This is a genomic window from Acidimicrobiales bacterium, assembly GCA_035536915.1.
Classification (GTDB): domain Bacteria; phylum Actinomycetota; class Acidimicrobiia; order Acidimicrobiales; family JAHWLA01; genus JAHWLA01.
Genome location: DATLNE010000040.1, coordinates 85531 through 101187 on the forward strand (window position 1 = coordinate 85531; position 15657 = coordinate 101187).

Sequence of the window (15657 nt, forward strand, 5' to 3'; positions counted from 1 at the left end):
GCCGGGCATGGCCGCTGCCGTCGACGTGCGCGACGTCTCCAAGCGCTTCCGCCTCCAGAAGGAGCGCTACACCTCGCTGAAGGAGCGGGTGATCCACTTCGGCAAGGTGCCCTACGAGGAGTTCTGGGCCCTCGACGACATCGACCTCACCATCGAGCAGGGCGAGACCGTCGGCCTGCTCGGCCACAACGGCTCGGGCAAGTCGACGTTGCTCAAGTGCATCGCCGGCATCCTCCAGCCGACCAACGGCACCATCTCCGTGGTCGGCAGGCTGGCGGCGCTGCTCGAGCTGGGCGCGGGCTTCCACCCCGAGCTCACCGGCCGCGAGAACGTCTTCCTCAACGCCTCGATCCTGGGCATGCCCAAGAAGGAGATCGAGAAGCGCTTCGACGAGATCGTCGCCTTCGCCGAGTTGGAGAAGTTCATCGACAACCAGGTGAAGCACTACTCGTCGGGCATGTACGTGCGGCTGGGATTCGCCGTCGCCGTCAACATGGACCCCGACGTGCTGCTGGTCGACGAGGTGCTGTCGGTGGGCGACGAAGCCTTCCAGCGCAAGTGCCTCGACCGGGTCAAGCGCTTCCAGCGCGAGGGGCGCACGATCATCGTCGTCACCCACTCGCCCGACCTGGTGCGCCAGGTGTGCGACCGGGCCGCCGTGCTCGACCACGGGAAGATGGTGGCGTGGGGCACGCCGGGCGAGGCCGTGCGCTCCTACCGGGAGCACCTGCTCCAGAGCGACCGCCACCAAGAGGCCGAAGAATTGGTGCCTGTCCTCGAAGAGGACAACGGCGTGCCCGCCCAGGAACGGCGCCGCAACCTCAAGCTGCGCATGACCGACGTGCGCATCGAGCACCCCGGCGTGGGGGAGCGCGACTACCTGCTGCCTGGCGAGCCGCTTGCCATCCGCGTCTTCTACGAGACGGCGGAGCGGCTCGACGACGTGGTGCTCGGCATCGCCATCCACAACGTGGAGGGCGACTTGGTCTTCGGCGCCAACACCGACATCCTCGGCGTACCCGTGACTGCCATCGAGGGATCGGGCACGGTCTCGTTCGAGACCGACGCCACGCCGCTGCTCGACGGCACGTACCTCATCACCGTCGGCGCTCACAGCCACGACGAGGCCACCGTGTACGACTGGCACGAGCAACGCCACCAGTTCCAGGTCATGAACCCGACGCGCACGGTGGGCCAGGTCGACCTCGGGCTGCGCGTGGTGCTGAGCGACAACCGCACGGAGGGCGCGGCGTGATCGACCACCGCCGGCTGCTGGCCGAGATCGAGGAGGACGTCCGCCGCAAGCGCGAGTCGGGCGACCTGCCGCCGCACCTCGAGCGCGAGCTCGACTTGGTGTTCGCCCGCTACGCGCCGGTGCGCTCGCTCGAAGGCGACTTCGACCAGGTGATCACCCGGGCCGAGCAGTCGACGTTCATCGACATCCTGGCGCCGACCGCCTCGTCGCGGCCGGGAGTGCCCCACGTCAAGCGAGTGGTTCGCAAGTCGGTGGCGTGGCTGTTGCGTTACCTGGCCCAACAAGCCAGTGGCTTCAACGAGGCCATCGTGCGCGCCGTGAAGCTGTTGGGCAAGCGGGTCGACGCGCTTGAAGAGGCCACCGGCACCCGCTCGGTGGCCCCGCTGGCCGAAGCCTCGCCTGCGGCCATGCCCGACCTCGACCACTGGCTGCCACTGCTGGTCGATGCCTTGCGCGAGGCGGGGGGCCGCGTGCTGCACGTCGAGTGCGGCAACGGCGAACTGGTGCGAGCGCTGGCCGACAAGGGCGTCGATGCCTACGGCGTGCAGCCCTACGGCAACCCCTCCGACGACGAGCTCGACATCCGCATGGACGGGGTCGTCGAGCACTTGGGCAAGGTGCCCGACGCCACGCTGGCGGGCATCGTGCTCAGCGGCTGCGTCGACCGCTTCCCCAAGGCGGCACTGTTGCGACTGGCCGACCAGGCCGTGAGCCGCCTCGCACCGGGAGGCGTCTTGGCCGTCGTCGGCACCGACCCTGTGGCATGGGAGCGCACCCGCTCCACGGTCGAAGTCGACCTCGGCGCCGGCCGCCCCTTCCACGGCGACACGTGGGCGCACCTGCTGCGCGAACGAGGGCTGGAGGCGACGCTGCATGCCGGGCCTCGCCCGACGCTCGACGTGCCCGAGCCGCTGCGGGCCTGGGCCGAGCGGGTCGACGCCGCGCTGTTCCCGCCCACGTCGTTCGCCGTGGTGGCTGCTCGCCCCCGCTAGTGCCCGCCGTCCACCAGTTCCTCCCGACGTACGCGCCGCGCGACGCCATCGGCACCCACTCGCGCCACTTGCGCGACCTGCTGCGGGAGATGGGCGTCGACTCCGAGATCTACGCGCAGGGGATCGTGGGCCGCAGCGACGGCCACAAGTTCACCGCCTACCGGGGCCGCCCCGACGACCTGTTGCTGTACCAGATGTCGACCGGCTGCAAGATGGCCGACTGGCTGCTGGCCCAACCCCAGCGCAAGCTCGTGAACTACCACAACATCACCCCGCACACCGTGTTCGGCACGTGGGAGCCCCACGTCGGTTCCGAGCTTCGGCGAGGGCGGGAGCAGCTGCACGAGTTCGCGCTTCACACCGAGTTCGCCGTGGCCGACTCGCACTACAACGAGGGCGAGCTGCAGTCGGCGGGCTACCCCCGCACGGCGACGGCGTCGGTGCTCGTCGACCTCGACGCCGTGGCTGTCGCCCCTGACCCTGCCGCCCTCGACCAACTGCACGCGGCCAAGGCACGGGGCGGCGCCGACTGGTTGTTCGTGGGCCGGGTGGCGCCCCACAAGTGCCAGCACGACATCGTCAAGGCCTTCGCCCTCTACCGCCGCGTCTACGACCCACGCGCCCGGCTGCACATCGTGGGCGGCAGTTCGTCGGCCGCCTACTGGGACGCCCTGGAGCGTTACAGCCGCGCCCTCGGCCTGGGCCGGGTCGTGCACCTGCACGGCTCGGTGCCCGACGAGGTGCTGGCCGCGCACTACGCAGCGGCGGATGTGTTCGTGTGCCTGTCGATGCACGAAGGGTTCTGTGTCCCCCTCATCGAGGCCATGCGCAACCGCCTGCCGATCGTGGCCCACGCCGCAGCCGCGGTGCCCGAGACGCTGGGAGACGCGGGCGTGCTGCTCGACCTCAAGGACCCGGCCACGGTGGCAAGTGCCGCCCATCGGGCCTACACAGACGCCGCATTGCGCGAGGCGTTGGGGGAGGCGGGCCTGCGACGGGCCGCCGACTTCTCTTTCGACGTGGCTCGCCGCCGCTTCCGCGACGTGATGGAGACAGCGCTGGCGGTCACCCGGTGAAGGCGCTGCACCAGTTCGTCGCCACCTTCGAACCGGGAGCCACCGGGGCGCACATGCTGGAGGTGCAGCGTCTGGCGCGTGAGGTGCTGGGGGTGGAGTCGGAGCTGTTCGCCGAGTACCGGCGCGGCCCGCATGCGGCCGCCGTAAAGCACCACAGCGACTACCGGGGCGCGCCGGGCGACGTGCTCGTGTACCACATGGCCATCGGATCGGTGGTCACCGACTTCGTGGTCGACCGGCCCGAGCCGCTGGTCGTCGACTTCCACAACATCACCCCGGCGCACTTCATCGAGCCGTGGGAACCGGCGGCCGCCTATGGGTGCGCGTGGGGTCGCAACCAGTTGAAGGAACTGGCCGTGCGGGCCGACCTCGGCGTGGGCCACTCGCACTACAGCGAGGAGGAACTGCGCTTCGAGGGCTTCGCAGAGACGGCGGTGGCGCCGTTGCTGCTCGACCTGTCGAGCTTCGAGACCGACGTCGACGCCGCGCTGCTCGACGAGTTGAGCGCGGCGCCCGGCACCAACTGGTTGTTCGTCGGCCGCCTCGCCCCCAACAAGTGCCAGCACGACTTGGTGAAGGCGCTCGCCGTGTACCGCCGCCTCTACGACCCCGAGGCCCGACTGCACCTGGTCGGCGGTTCGTCGTCGGACGCCTACGTCGAGGCGGTGAAGGGCTTCGCCGCCGAACTCGGCCTGGCCGACGCCGTGCGCTTGCCCGGCTCGGTGCCGGCCGCGCAACTGGCCGCTTATTACAAGGCCGCCGACGTGTTCGTGTCGGTGTCGGAGCACGAGGGCTTCTGCGTGCCGGTCGTGGAGGCCATGTGGAACCGCGTGCCGGTCGTGGGCTTCGCCGCGGCTGCCGTGCCCGAGACGGTGGGCGACGGGGGCGTGCTGCTGCCGGCGAAGGACCCCGCGACCGTGGCCGCCGCCGTGGCCCGGGTGCTGGCCGAACGCGAGGCGGTGGTGGAGGCAGGCTCGCGCCGCTTGGCCGACTTCGACCTCGCCACCACCCGTGCCCAGTGGGTCGACCTGTTGCAACAGGTGGGCGCATGAAGGTCGCCTACGTGGTCCCGCGTTACGGACTCGAGGTGCTCGGCGGCGCCGAGTACGGCGCTCGCATGCTGGCCGAGCGGCTGGTGTCGCAACTGGGCTACGAGGTCGAGGTCCTCACCACTTGTGCCCTCGACGCGGGCACGTGGCGCAACGAGTATTCCGCAGGCGAGGTCGACATCAACGGCGTGCGGGTGCGCCGATTCGCATCGCACGCCGGACGCGACCCGAACTTCGACCAGTTCTCCCGCAGCGTCCTGGCCCAGCCCGAGGCCGCCGACCAGGCCGCCGGCGAGCGTTGGATCGAGCTGCAGGGGCCGGTGTGCCCCGACGTGGTCGCCGCCGCCCATGACACCGACGCCGACCTCGTCGTCTTCTATCCCTACCTCTACTACCCGACGGTCCACGGCGTGCCTGCCGTGGGACCACGAGCGGTGATGCACCCGGCGGCTCATGACGAGCCGCCCCTGCGCCTGCCCATCTTCCGCGACGTCTTCGCCCGCACGCAGGCCTTCGTCTTCCAGACCTACGGAGAGCGGCGGCTGGCCGAGTCGTTGTTCGCCATCGGGGACCGCGCCCACATCGTCATGGGCCTGGGCGTCGAGGAAGGCGAGGGCGGCCCCGCCGACTTCGGCTTGGGTGACCGGCCCTACCTGCTGTGCCTGGGCCGGGTCGACGACGGCAAGGGGGCGGGCATGCTGGCCCGCTACTTCGCCGAGTACAAGGCCCGCCGCCCGGGGCCGCTGGCGTTGGTGTTCGCCGGCCCCGTGGTGAACCGGCCGCCCGCGCACCCCGACATCGTGGTGGCCGGCCCCGTCGACGAGGACGTGAAATGGGGCGCCCTGCGCACGTGCGCGGCCCTGGTCAACCCGTCGTACTTCGAGGCCTTCTCCATCGTGCTGATGGAGGCGTGGACGGCGGGGGTGCCCGTCGTCGTCAACGGCCATTGCAACGCCACCCGCGAGCACTGCGAACGCTCGGGCGGGGGGCTGTGGTTCGAAGGCTTCGCCGAGTTCGAAGCGGCCGTCGACCGCCTGACCACCGACGGAGCCACCCGCGCCGCGTTGGCCGAGGCGGGCGCCGCCTACGTCGACGCCAACTTCCGGTGGCCCGTGATCATCGAGCGCTACGGGCGGTTTCTCACCTCTGCGGCTTCACGAGCGCACGCCGCTGCCGATGAATGACGACATGGGGCCTGCGCGACTGCTGCTGAGCGGCATGCTGGCCGCCCTGTTGCTGGCCGCCGTGCCCGCCTCGGCCGACGACGGCGGCGCCGACAGCGATCGCCTCATCGTGCACGTGCGGGGTGACGGCGTCCCCGCCGTAGGCACCGTGGAGCGCAAGCTCATGCCCGGCATGTGGTCGGTGCGCGTGCCCAAGGGTCGAGGGGCCGCCACCGTCGAGCGCCTCCGTGGGCAAGCGGGCGTCGTGTGGGCCGAGCCCGACCGCCGCGTGTCGCTGGCCGTCACCCCCACCGATCCGTGCTTCGCGCCGCCGTCGTCGTCGGTGTGCGGCAGCACCGACCAGTGGGGCTTGGTCCGCATCGGCGCGCCTCAGGCCTGGGACGTCACCCGGGGCAACTCGTCGGTCGTCGTCGCCGTGCTCGACACGGGCGTGCAGGCCACCCACCCCGACCTGGCGGGCAAGGTCGTCACCGGCTCCAACTTCAGCGACAGCCCCTACACCGACGACCGCCACGGCCACGGCACCCATGTGGCGGGCACCATCGCCGCCCTGACCGACAACGGCCGCGGCGTGGCGGGCCTCGGTTGGAACACCACCGTGCGGGCCGTCAAGGTCCTCGACGACTCGGGCACAGGCTACGTATCCGACGTGGTGAGCGGCATCAACGAGGCGGTGGTCACCGGGACCAAGGTCGTGAACCTTTCACTGGCCGACACCAACCCGTCGGCGGCCCTCGACCAAGCGGTGCAGGCCGCCCGTCGGGCCGGCTTGGTGGTGGTCGCCGCTGCGGGCAACGACAGCAACCCCCGCACCACCCGCAACTACCCGGCCGCCGTCGACGGCGTGATCGGGGTGGCGGCCACCGACCGCAACGACGCCCTCGGCGGCTTCTCCAACCGGGGTTCGTGGGTCTCGATCGCCGCCCCCGGCGCAGGCATCGTGTCGACGTGCACCACGGCCATCGGCAACGCCTGCAGGTCCACTACCGGCTACGCCATCTTCAGCGGTACCTCGATGGCCACGCCGCACGTGTCGGCGGCCGCCGCCTTGGTGTTCGCTGCCAATCCCGGCATCGGAGGGGACCAGGTGCGGTCTCGCCTGGCGTCGAGCGCCCGTCCCATCGCGGGAACCGGCACCGACTTCCAGTGGGGCCGCCTCGACGTGGGTGCCGCTTTGCAGGGGGTCGGCCCCGGCTACTGGATGGTCGCCCGCGACGGCGGCATCTTCAACTTCGGTGCGGCCGGGTTCCACGGCTCGGCAGGGGGCGACGGGCTGCGCAACCCCGTCGTCGGCATGTCGGGCACGCCCAGCCGCCGCGGCTACTGGCTGGTGACGTCGAACGGCCAGGTCCTGTCGTACGGCGACGCCCGCAACTACGGCGGCACCGAGGGGCTTCGACTCAACGCCCCCGTCCTCGGCATGGAATCGACGCCGTCGGGCGGCGGGTACTGGGTGGTGGCGGCCGACGGCGGCATCTTCACCTTCGGCAACGCCGCCTTCCACGGCTCGACGGGCGGCATGCCGCTCAACCAGCCGGTGGTGGCCTTGGCGACGGCTCCGACGGGCGCCGGCTACTGGATGGTGGCCCGCGACGGCGGCATCTTCACCTTCGGCGACGCCCGCTTCTTCGGCTCGATGGGCGGCAAGCCCCTCAACCAGCCGGTGGTCGGCATGGCGGTGACGCCCTCGGGCAACGGCTACTGGATGGTCGCCTCCGACGGCGGCATCTTCGCCTTCGGCGACGCCGGGTTCTACGGGTCGATGGGCGGCAAGCCCCTTAACAAGCCGATCATCGGCATCCGCCCCACGCCTTCGGGGCGGGGCTACTGGATGGTGGCGTCCGACGGTGGCATCTTCACCTTCGGCGACGCAGCCTTCCTCGGGTCGACCGGCGGCATGCCGCTGAACGCCCCCATTGTCGGCATGGGTTAACGCCTCGCCTTTTTGTGCCGATAAAGGAACGTCTGGGTCAGGTCGTTCGTCTACGTCACGTCCTGCCGTAACATCGTCAACACCAGCAACATCCGCAACGACGGGACATCAGCGGCGGTGCCTCCCATGCAAAAACTCCTCTTACGCTCCCTGTTCGTGCTGGCCGTCGTCGGGCTGGTGCAGTTCGCCCCCGTCCGGATGGCGTGGGCGGCTCCTGCGACCCGCGCCGCCCTCGTGCGCGACGCCACCGCAGGCGCCCGTGCCGTCGGCTTCCCCGCCTCGCACCTCGGCGTGCGCTGGACCGGCGACGAAGAAGCAGTCGTCGAGGTCCGCACCCTTGGTCCCGGCGGCTGGACCGACTGGCAGCCGGTGACCGTCGACCACGACCTGACCGACGCCGCGGGCGGGCCGGTCATCGCCGGCCTCCTGCGGGTCGATCGGGCCGAGAAGATCGAGACCCGGGTCGTCTCCGGGGATGCCCGCGACGTCGAGGTGCACGCCATCGACACCCGCAACGGGCCCAAGCGGCTGGTGCGGGCCAAGCCCGCCTCGGCCACCGCCTCGATGGCCGACACACGAGTGGGCCAGCCGGGCGTGATCACCCGGGCGCAGTGGGGCGCCGACGAGTCGTTGCGGCGCAGCTCGCCGTCGTTCGCCCCCATCAAGCGGCTGATCGTGCACCACACCGTCACCGGCAACGGCGACCCCGATCCGGCCGCCACCGTGCGGGCCATCTACACGTACCACGTGCAGGGCAACGGCTGGGCCGACATCGGCTACAACTTCCTGGTCGACGAGCAGGGCCGCGTCTACGAAGGCCGCTACTCCCGCCGGTACGCAGCCGGCGAGGTCCCCACCGGCGAGGACACCAGTGGCCGGGGCGTCGTGGGCGCCCATGCCGGCGGGGCCAACACCGGTTCGGTCGGCATCGCCATGCTGGGCACCTACACCTCGGTCGGCCCCACGGCGAACGCACTTAACGGGCTGCAGGCCATGCTGGCCTGGAAGGCCGACCGCCACGACATCAACGTGCAGGCGTCGGCCACCTTCACCCGTTCCGACGGCGCCACCGTGCAGCTTCCCAACATCTCCGGCCATCGCGACAGCGTGTCGACCAGCTGCCCCGGCCAGGTCCTCTACGACATGCTGCCCGGCATCCGCGACCGGGTGAGCCGGATCATCGCCTCGGCCCACGGGCTCACCAAGGGCTACTGGACGGCAGCGAGCGACGGGCGGGTGTACGCCTTCGGCGAAGCGCCCTTCCACGGGTCGATGGAGGGGAAGCGCATGAACGCCCCCGTCATCGCCATGACGACGACGCCCAACGGCGGCGGCTACTGGCTGCTCGGCTCCGACGGCGGCATCTTCTCCTTCGGCAACGCCGTCTTCCACGGCTCGACGGGCGGCATGCGGTTGAACAAGCCGGTCGTCGCCATGGCCGCCACCCCGACGGGCAACGGCTACTGGCTGGTGGCCTCCGACGGCGGCATCTTCACCTTCGGCGACGCCCAGTTCTTCGGCTCGATGGGTGGCAAGCCGCTCAACAAGCCCGTGGTCGGCATGGCCCCCACCCGGTCAGGGTTCGGCTACTGGCTGGTGGCGTCCGACGGCGGCATTTTCACCTTCGGCGACGCTGCTTTCTATGGTTCGACTGGCAGCATCAAGCTGAACTCGCCCATCACCAGCATGACGGCGGCCTCCGACGGCAGCGGCTACTGGATGGTGGCGGGCGACGGCGGCGTGTTCGCCTTCAACGTGCCCTTCCACGGCAGCGTGCCCGGCCTCGGCCTGTCGTCGTTCGCCGGGTCCTCGGCCATGCGGGCCACCTCGACCAGGGGCGGCTACTACGTGCTCGGCCTCGACGGCAGCGTCTACACCTTCGGCGACGCCCGCTTCCACGGCGCTCGGGCCGTCTCGCCCGCCGCCGCTCGCGACATGGCCCTCCTCGATGCTCCTCCGACCTCTTAGGGTGACCTTGATGACTCGTTCCTGGCGGCTGCTGGCCGTCGTCGCACTGCTCGCCGCCGCGCTCGTCGTCGGCGACGCCGGCGTCTCGCCCGTGCGGGCCTACCCCGGCACCCACGTCAACCTGACGGGCCACGGCTGGGGCCACGGCCGCGGCATGGGCCAGTACGGCGCCCAGGGCTACGCCACCAACCACGGGTGGGCGTGGGACCGGATCCTCGGCCACTACTACTCCAACACGACAATGTCCGACATCGGCAACCCGGCCATCTCCGTGCACATCACACGGAAGGACGGCCAGGACATGATCTTGGAAGGCCCGCTCACCGTCGACGGCGTGGGCGGCGCGCACGGCGCCACGCTGGTGCGGCGCATCGGTGCGAACCAGTTGCAGGTGTTCACCTCAGGTGGCTGCGGGGGCACAGGCGGCTGGGTGAGCCGGGCCGTGCTCGGTGGCCCGGTGCGCGTGCACACAAGCGGCGGCTCCACGCTGGCGTTGTGCGAGTCGGGCCTGCCCCGCCTCTACCGGGGACGCATGGAGGTTGTCGACGGCAACGGCGCCGCCCGCCTCGTCAACCACCTCGACTTGCAGGGCTACCTCTACGGCGTGGTGCCGCGGGAGAGCCCGGGGTGGTTCCACGCCGAGGCGTTGCGGGCGCAGGCCGTGGCCGCCCGCTCGTACGCCGCCGCCTCGAACCGCGACCCGTATGCCAACCAGTGCGACACCATCTCGTGCCAGGTCTACGGCGGCAAGGGCTACAAGGGCGGCGACAACCTCGAAGGGGCCACCACCACGGCCGCTGTCGACTTCACCCATGGCAAGGTGCGGCGGTTCGGTGACGGGCGCATCGCCTCCACCGAGTTCTCCTCGTCGACCGGCGGCTACACGGCGGGCGGCGCGTTCCCCGCGGTCCCCGACGCGGGCGACAACGTGTCGTCGAACCCCAACCACACCTGGACCGCGGCCGTTCCGGTGAGCGACATCCAGGCCCGCTACCCCTCGCTCGGCACGCTTGTTGCCGTCGACGTGACCAACCGCAACGGCTTGGGCGACATGGGCGGGCGCGTCACGTCGCTCGTGCTGCGGGGCAGCAACGGCAACGTCACGTTGACCGGCAACCAGTTCCGCAGCGCCTTCGGGCTGAAGTCCGACTGGTTCAGCGTGCAAGGCCAGCCCAGCGGCGGCGTCGACGGCTACTGGGCGGTTGCGCCCGACGGCGGCATCTTCACCTTCGGCAACGCCCCGTTCTACGGCTCCATGGGCGGGCAGTACCTGGCCAAGCCCATCGTGGGCATGGCGGCCAAGCCCGACAGCACCGGCTACTGGATGGTGGCGACCGACGGCGGCATCTTCACCTTCGGGGGCGCCACATTCTTCGGCTCGATGGGCGGCAAGCCGCTCAACAAGCCGATCGTCGGCATGGCGCCCACGCCCTCGGGCAACGGCTATTGGATGGTGGCGTCCGACGGTGGCATCTTCACCTTCGGCGACGCCGCCTTCCTCGGCTCGATGGGCGGCCTCCACCTCAACAAGCCCATCGTCGGCATGGCGTCCACGCCCTCGGGCAACGGCTACTGGATGGTGGCGTCCGACGGTGGCATCTTCACCTTCGGCGACGCCGCCTTCCTCGGCTCGACCGGGGGCCAGCCGCTCAACTCCCCGGTGGTCGGCATGACGACGACGCGCAACGGCCAGGGCTACTGGTTGCTGGCGGCCGACGGCGGCATCTTCACCTTCGGCGTGCCGTTCCACGGGTCGCTGCCGGGCATCGGTGCGCCCGGCCCCGCGGTTGACATGCGCGCCACCTCGACCGACGGCGGCTACCTGATCGTGACCGACAGCGGCCACGTCTACCCGTTCGGCGACGCTCCCAACTTCGGCCAGGTCGCCGGCACCCCCGGCTTCCGCGGCGGCATCGAAGGCATGGAAGTCCGCCGCTACTGACGCAGGGCGGTCAGCATCCCCGGCGGTCGGGTGGTGAGGGTGCGGCCTCTTGGGTCGGTGATCACCAAGGTGCCGTCGAGCTCCAACTTCTCGGACCAGCCGGGTTGGTGGCCAAGGTGGTGGTGCCTGCTGCACTTGAGGACCAAGTTGTCGAGGCTGGTGGTCCCGCCGTCATGCCATGGCACCACGTGGTGTGCCTCGCACCACTGCGACGGGCGGTCGCACCCTTCGAACCGGCAATGCAGGTCGCGCAGGACCAGAGCCGACCACAACGGCGCCGGGATCGTCCGGGTCGAGGTGCCGTAGTCGAGGATCGTGCTGCGGCCGTCCGTGACGACACGATGGATGGCGGCGTCGCACGCCAGTGCCTGCACCGACGCACCGTCGAGCAGCCCACCGCCCACGAAGCTCCCACCCTTGCCGGCACGCAGGGCCTCGTAGTCGACCACCACGTTCAGGTGCGGGCGATGCCTGCCACCGCGACGGCCGCCCTGGTGGTCGAGGAAGAAGCGGCACACGTCGACCAATGCGTCGGCCCTGCGCTGCGACGGCAGCACGTCGGCGTCGTCCACCATCGCCAGCCGCAACGCGGTTGCCACCGTCTCGCCGCCCAGTGGGTCTAACGAACCGGTCAACTCCCATTGGCCGTCCAGGGTCTGCGACAGGTGCACGCCCTTTTCGAACTCGGGCTCGATGTCGAGCATCGCCTTCCACCGCTGCATGGCCAACGCGGTGTCGGCTACCGACAGGTCGAGCAGCGCGGGCACCACTGCCGCCTCGTGCTCTGCGAACTCCGGCGTGGCATTGCGAACGATGGCCTGCACCTGGCCGCCCGACAGGCTTCCCGACAACCAGCACTCGGCGGTCAACGGCAACGTCCGCAGCTTCTTCGCGGTGGATGCCGTCGACTTGGCGGTGCTCGACGTCATGCCTGCGTGGTGCCTGAGCCAGGCCGTCATCGACGTCGCTCCGTCGAGTTCCCACAGGGCCTCGGCGTCGAACTCAGCAGCCGCCTTCGAGGCCTTGGCCGTCAGCGCGTCGATAAGCGAGAACAACTCCGCCAAGGCGCCGCCGTCGAGCGGGACCTCCAGCTTTTCGACGGCTTCTCGCAGCACACCGAACACCTTCTAATCGTACGTGTGTTCGATCGCAAAATCAAGGAAAAACCCTTGTAAACAAAGGGTTTGTTGACCCGTCGGCGCTTCCACTGCCACGACGCGGTACGGTGCCCCGCCGTGCCCAACCTCGCGTGGCTCGCCCTCCCGCTGGCCGCCTTCGCTGCGTCACGCTTCGTCGGGCTGGTGGCCGCCTACATGGTGCGCTTCGTCCTGCCCGGCACAGGCCTGCTCTTCGTCATGACCCGCTGGGACGCCACCTGGTACCTGATGATCGCCGAGCGCGGCTACCCGCGGCACCTGCCCGCAGGCGACGTGGGCACGCCGCTTGGCTTCTTCCCCCTCTACCCGCTGCTGATCCGCGGTGTCGAGGAGATCACCGGCATCGGCTACAAAGCCTCTGCTGTCACGGTGAACACCGCAGCCGCCGCGGCAGCCGCTGTGCTCGTGTGGCGCCTGGCCCGTGACGTGTTCGACGCCGAGACTGCCGACCGAGCCGCCTTGTTGTTCTGCTTCTTCCCCGGCTCCTACGCCCTCACGTTGGCCTACACCGAGGGCATCTTCATCGCCTGTTCGGCCGCCTGCCTGCTGCTGCTCCACCACCGCCGCTTCTGGTGGGCGGCGCTGGCGGGCGGCATCGGCAGCGCGGCGCGCCCCACCGGCTACGTGCTCGCCTTGGCCTGTGCCTTCGCCGTGTTCATGCACTGGCGGGAAACCCGCGACTGGAAGCCACTGCCCACGCCTGTCCTCGCGGCGGGCGGCCTCATCGCCTTCCTTGTGTTCCTCCACGTGCACACCGGCGACGCCTTCGCCTGGCAACGGGCGCAGGAGCGGGGGTGGGGGCAGCACCTGGGGTGGAGCGGGAGCATCCCCGACCGGGTCATCGACTACATCGCCTCTCCGGTCAACGAGCTCAACGTCTTCGTGCCCATCCTCACCGCGGTGGTCCTCGTCCCCCTGCTGTGGAACCTCGTGCGAGTACGGCCGCCGGGAGCCTGGCTGGTGTTCGTCGGCGCCAGCCTGGTGCCCAGCTTGTTCTCCACCTCCGTGGCCTTCACGCCTCGCCACCTCTTCTCGTTGTTCCCGCTGGTGATTGCCGCCGCCCACACCGTCCGCGGCGTGGCCTTCTCGGCGCTGCTGGCGCTGTGCGCGGGCACCTTCGCCTTCTTCGTCTTCGTCATGGGCGGAACCACGGGGGTGACGCCGTGACGGGGGATACGGTCGCCGCCGTGAGCGAGCCGGAGACCGATGAGCGACCTGAAGGAGCACGCGACAGCCGCCAATGGGAGTGGCTGATCGTCCCCGTCGCCGCGTACTTCGCCTCGCGCCTCGTCACCCTGGCTGCTGCGTACGCCGTCCGCTTCGTGGTGCCCGGGTTCGGGGTCGTGAGCGTCATGACGCGCAAATGGGACGCCACGTGGTACCTGTCGGTGGCCGAGCACGGCTACCCCGCAGACCTTCCCACGGGCGTCGGCAATGCCGGGCAATCTGCCCACGGGTTCTTCCCTCTCTTCCCCCTGCTGACCCGACTGGTCGCCGAGCTGCCTGGCGTCAGCCTTCCCGTCGCCGCCGTGCTCGTGAACACGCTCGCCGGCCTCCTTGCCACCATTCTCCTGTGGCGGCTGGTTACGGCCGTGTTCGACCGAGTAGTCGCCGACAGGTCCGTCTTCTTGTTCTGTTTCTTCGTCGGTTCGTACGCCTTCACGTTCGCCTACACCGAAGGCGTCTTCCTGGCGTGCGCTGCAGGCTGCCTGCTGCTGCTCCATCACCAGCGCTGGTGGTGGGCCGCTGTGGTCGGCGGCATCGGCAGCGCATCGCGCCCCACGGGCTACGTCTTCGCCGTCACCTGCGCCGTCGCCGTCTTCCTGCACTGGCGCGAGACGCGCGACTGGAAGCCCCTGGCCAGCCCCCTGCTCGCCGCATCAGGGCTGGTGGCCTTCCACGTCTACCTGCACCTCCGTACGGGCGACGCCTTCGCATGGCAGCGCGTCCAGGAGCGGGGGTGGGGGCAGCGAACCGACTGGGGCATTTCCACCGCTCGCCGCGTCGGGAACTATCTCCTGCATCCCAACCACGACCTCAACCTGCTCGTCCCCGTGCTGTCGGTCCTGGTCATCCTGCCGTTGGCTTGGCTCCTCCTACGCGCGCGGCCCCCAGTCCCGTGGGTCGTGTTCGCCGCCTTCACCTTGGCCCCGGGGCTCGTGGCCGTAAGCGTGGCGCTCACGCCGCGCCACCTGTTCGCCGCGTTCCCGTTGCTCGTCGGTGCTGCGGTGGCCCTGTCCGACGAAAACCTCTACCGGCTCACCCTGGCGGTCTCGGCAGGGGTGCTCGCCGTCCTCATGTTCGTCACCGGCGGCACGGTCTCGCTCACGCCATAGGTGCTCAGTTGCGCAGGTCCGACGCCAAGAAGCGCATCTCTCGCAGGATCTTCAGGATGGTCGACCCCGACGCCAGGCTCGACTCCCCCCGCGTGCGGGGGAAGTAGTCGACGCCGAACTGAATGATCTCGAAGCCCGCCTTCTGGGCGCGGATGAGCAACTCGGCATCGATGAAAGACCCCTCGCTCTCCAAGTTGACGCGGTCGAGCACCTCGCGGCGACAGAGCTTGAAGGCGAAGTTGACGTCGCGCACCTGCAACCCGAAGGCCAAGCGCACCAGCCAGTTGTAGGCGAACGAGTACACCACCCGCTTGGTGCCTTCGCCGGTGCGGTCGTGGCGATAGGCGCTGACGATGTCGGCGTCGTAGATGCGCAACAGCCGCAGTGCCTTGCGCACCTCCGCCAAGTCGGCTGGAAGGTCGGCATCGGTGTAGAGCACGACGTTGCCGCGCGCTTCGTGGAAGCCCGTCTTGATGCCGGCGCCGAGCCCACGGTTGTTCTCGTGGTGGACGACCCGCACGTGCGGGTCTGCCGCCGCCAAGTCGTCGACGATGGTGGCCGTGCGATCGGTGGAGCCGTCGTCGATGAGGAGGATTTCGTAGTCGACGAGTTCGCCCTCGCTGACCAGCCGGCCGCACACGGTATGAGCGGCTTCAACCGTGGTCGCCGCCATGGCCTCCTCGTTCCACATGGGGAAGAAGACGGTCAAAAAATCGGCGTCGCCGTTCACACGGCGGGAGACTACTTGGGTGGAAAGGGCCTCCT

12 protein-coding genes are annotated in these 15657 nt (G+C 70.0%); 10 read left to right on the forward strand and 2 right to left on the reverse strand.

Annotated elements, in window-relative coordinates; genetic code table 11:
- Positions 1-7: 7 nt before the first annotated feature.
- The 8 genes from VM938_11240 to VM938_11275 all read left to right on the forward strand — a co-directional run bounded on the left by VM938_11240 (position 8) and on the right by VM938_11275 (position 11399).
- The gene (locus VM938_11240; GenBank protein ID HVF75612.1) at positions 8-1255 is read left to right on the forward strand and encodes an ABC transporter ATP-binding protein; all 1248 of its coding nucleotides are present in this window, start codon (positions 8-10) and stop codon (positions 1253-1255) included.
- Entirely contained in the window at positions 1252-2247 is a 996-nt protein-coding gene (locus tag VM938_11245; protein HVF75613.1) for a methyltransferase domain-containing protein, read from the forward strand. The genes VM938_11240 and VM938_11245 overlap by 4 nt, the downstream gene beginning before the upstream one ends.
- On the forward strand, positions 2247-3323 hold the full coding sequence (locus tag VM938_11250; GenBank protein HVF75614.1) for a glycosyltransferase: 1077 nt from the start codon (positions 2247-2249) through the stop codon (positions 3321-3323). Before VM938_11245 ends, VM938_11250 begins: the two co-directional genes overlap by 1 nt.
- On the forward strand, positions 3320-4375 hold the full coding sequence (locus VM938_11255) for a glycosyltransferase (GenBank protein ID HVF75615.1): 1056 nt from the start codon (positions 3320-3322) through the stop codon (positions 4373-4375). Before VM938_11250 ends, VM938_11255 begins: the two co-directional genes overlap by 4 nt.
- On the forward strand, positions 4372-5556 hold the full coding sequence (locus tag VM938_11260; protein HVF75616.1) for a glycosyltransferase family 4 protein: 1185 nt from the start codon (positions 4372-4374) through the stop codon (positions 5554-5556). Before VM938_11255 ends, VM938_11260 begins: the two co-directional genes overlap by 4 nt.
- A gap of 4 nt (positions 5557-5560) precedes the next feature.
- Positions 5561-7489, forward strand: coding sequence for a S8 family serine peptidase (locus VM938_11265; protein ID HVF75617.1), 1929 nt, complete (start codon positions 5561-5563; stop codon positions 7487-7489).
- A 156-nt stretch (positions 7490-7645) separates the two neighbouring features.
- Positions 7646-9457 (forward strand): N-acetylmuramoyl-L-alanine amidase, encoded by a 1812-nt coding sequence (locus tag VM938_11270; GenBank protein ID HVF75618.1) that lies wholly within the window; start codon positions 7646-7648, stop codon positions 9455-9457.
- Positions 9458-9467: 10 nt separating this feature from the next.
- Complete coding sequence (locus tag VM938_11275) at positions 9468-11399, forward strand: SpoIID/LytB domain-containing protein (protein ID HVF75619.1); 1932 nt, start codon at positions 9468-9470, stop codon at positions 11397-11399.
- Here the strand turns inward: VM938_11275 and VM938_11280 are convergent.
- The gene (locus VM938_11280; GenBank protein HVF75620.1) at positions 11393-12523 is read right to left on the reverse strand and encodes a DUF222 domain-containing protein; all 1131 of its coding nucleotides are present in this window, start codon (positions 12521-12523) and stop codon (positions 11393-11395) included. The two genes, VM938_11275 and VM938_11280, sit on opposite strands and share 7 nt — an antisense overlap.
- Before the next feature lie 111 nt (positions 12524-12634).
- Between VM938_11280 and VM938_11285 the strand changes: the two genes are divergently transcribed.
- Both VM938_11285 and VM938_11290 read left to right on the forward strand, forming a co-directional pair.
- Entirely contained in the window at positions 12635-13723 is a 1089-nt protein-coding gene (locus VM938_11285) for a glycosyltransferase family 39 protein (protein HVF75621.1), read from the forward strand.
- A 20-nt stretch (positions 13724-13743) separates the two neighbouring features.
- Positions 13744-14892, forward strand: coding sequence for a glycosyltransferase family 39 protein (locus VM938_11290; GenBank protein HVF75622.1), 1149 nt, complete (start codon positions 13744-13746; stop codon positions 14890-14892).
- A gap of 4 nt (positions 14893-14896) precedes the next feature.
- Here the strand turns inward: VM938_11290 and VM938_11295 are convergent, their stop codons facing one another.
- Positions 14897-15622, reverse strand: coding sequence for a glycosyltransferase family 2 protein (locus VM938_11295; protein HVF75623.1), 726 nt, complete (start codon positions 15620-15622; stop codon positions 14897-14899).
- Positions 15623-15657: the final 35 nt, after the last annotated feature.

What these genes read in the sequence shown, in the direction of transcription:
- VM938_11240 (HVF75612.1), top strand. Translation starts at nt 8, where the DNA reads ATGGCCGCTGCCGTCGACGTGCGCGACGTCTCCAAGCGCTTCCGCCTC.
- VM938_11260 (HVF75616.1), top strand. Translation starts at nt 4,372, where the DNA reads ATGAAGGTCGCCTACGTGGTCCCGCGTTACGGACTCGAGGTGCTCGGC.
- VM938_11265 (HVF75617.1), top strand. Translation starts at nt 5,561, where the DNA reads ATGGGGCCTGCGCGACTGCTGCTGAGCGGCATGCTGGCCGCCCTGTTG.
- VM938_11275 (HVF75619.1), top strand. Translation starts at nt 9,468, where the DNA reads ATGACTCGTTCCTGGCGGCTGCTGGCCGTCGTCGCACTGCTCGCCGCC.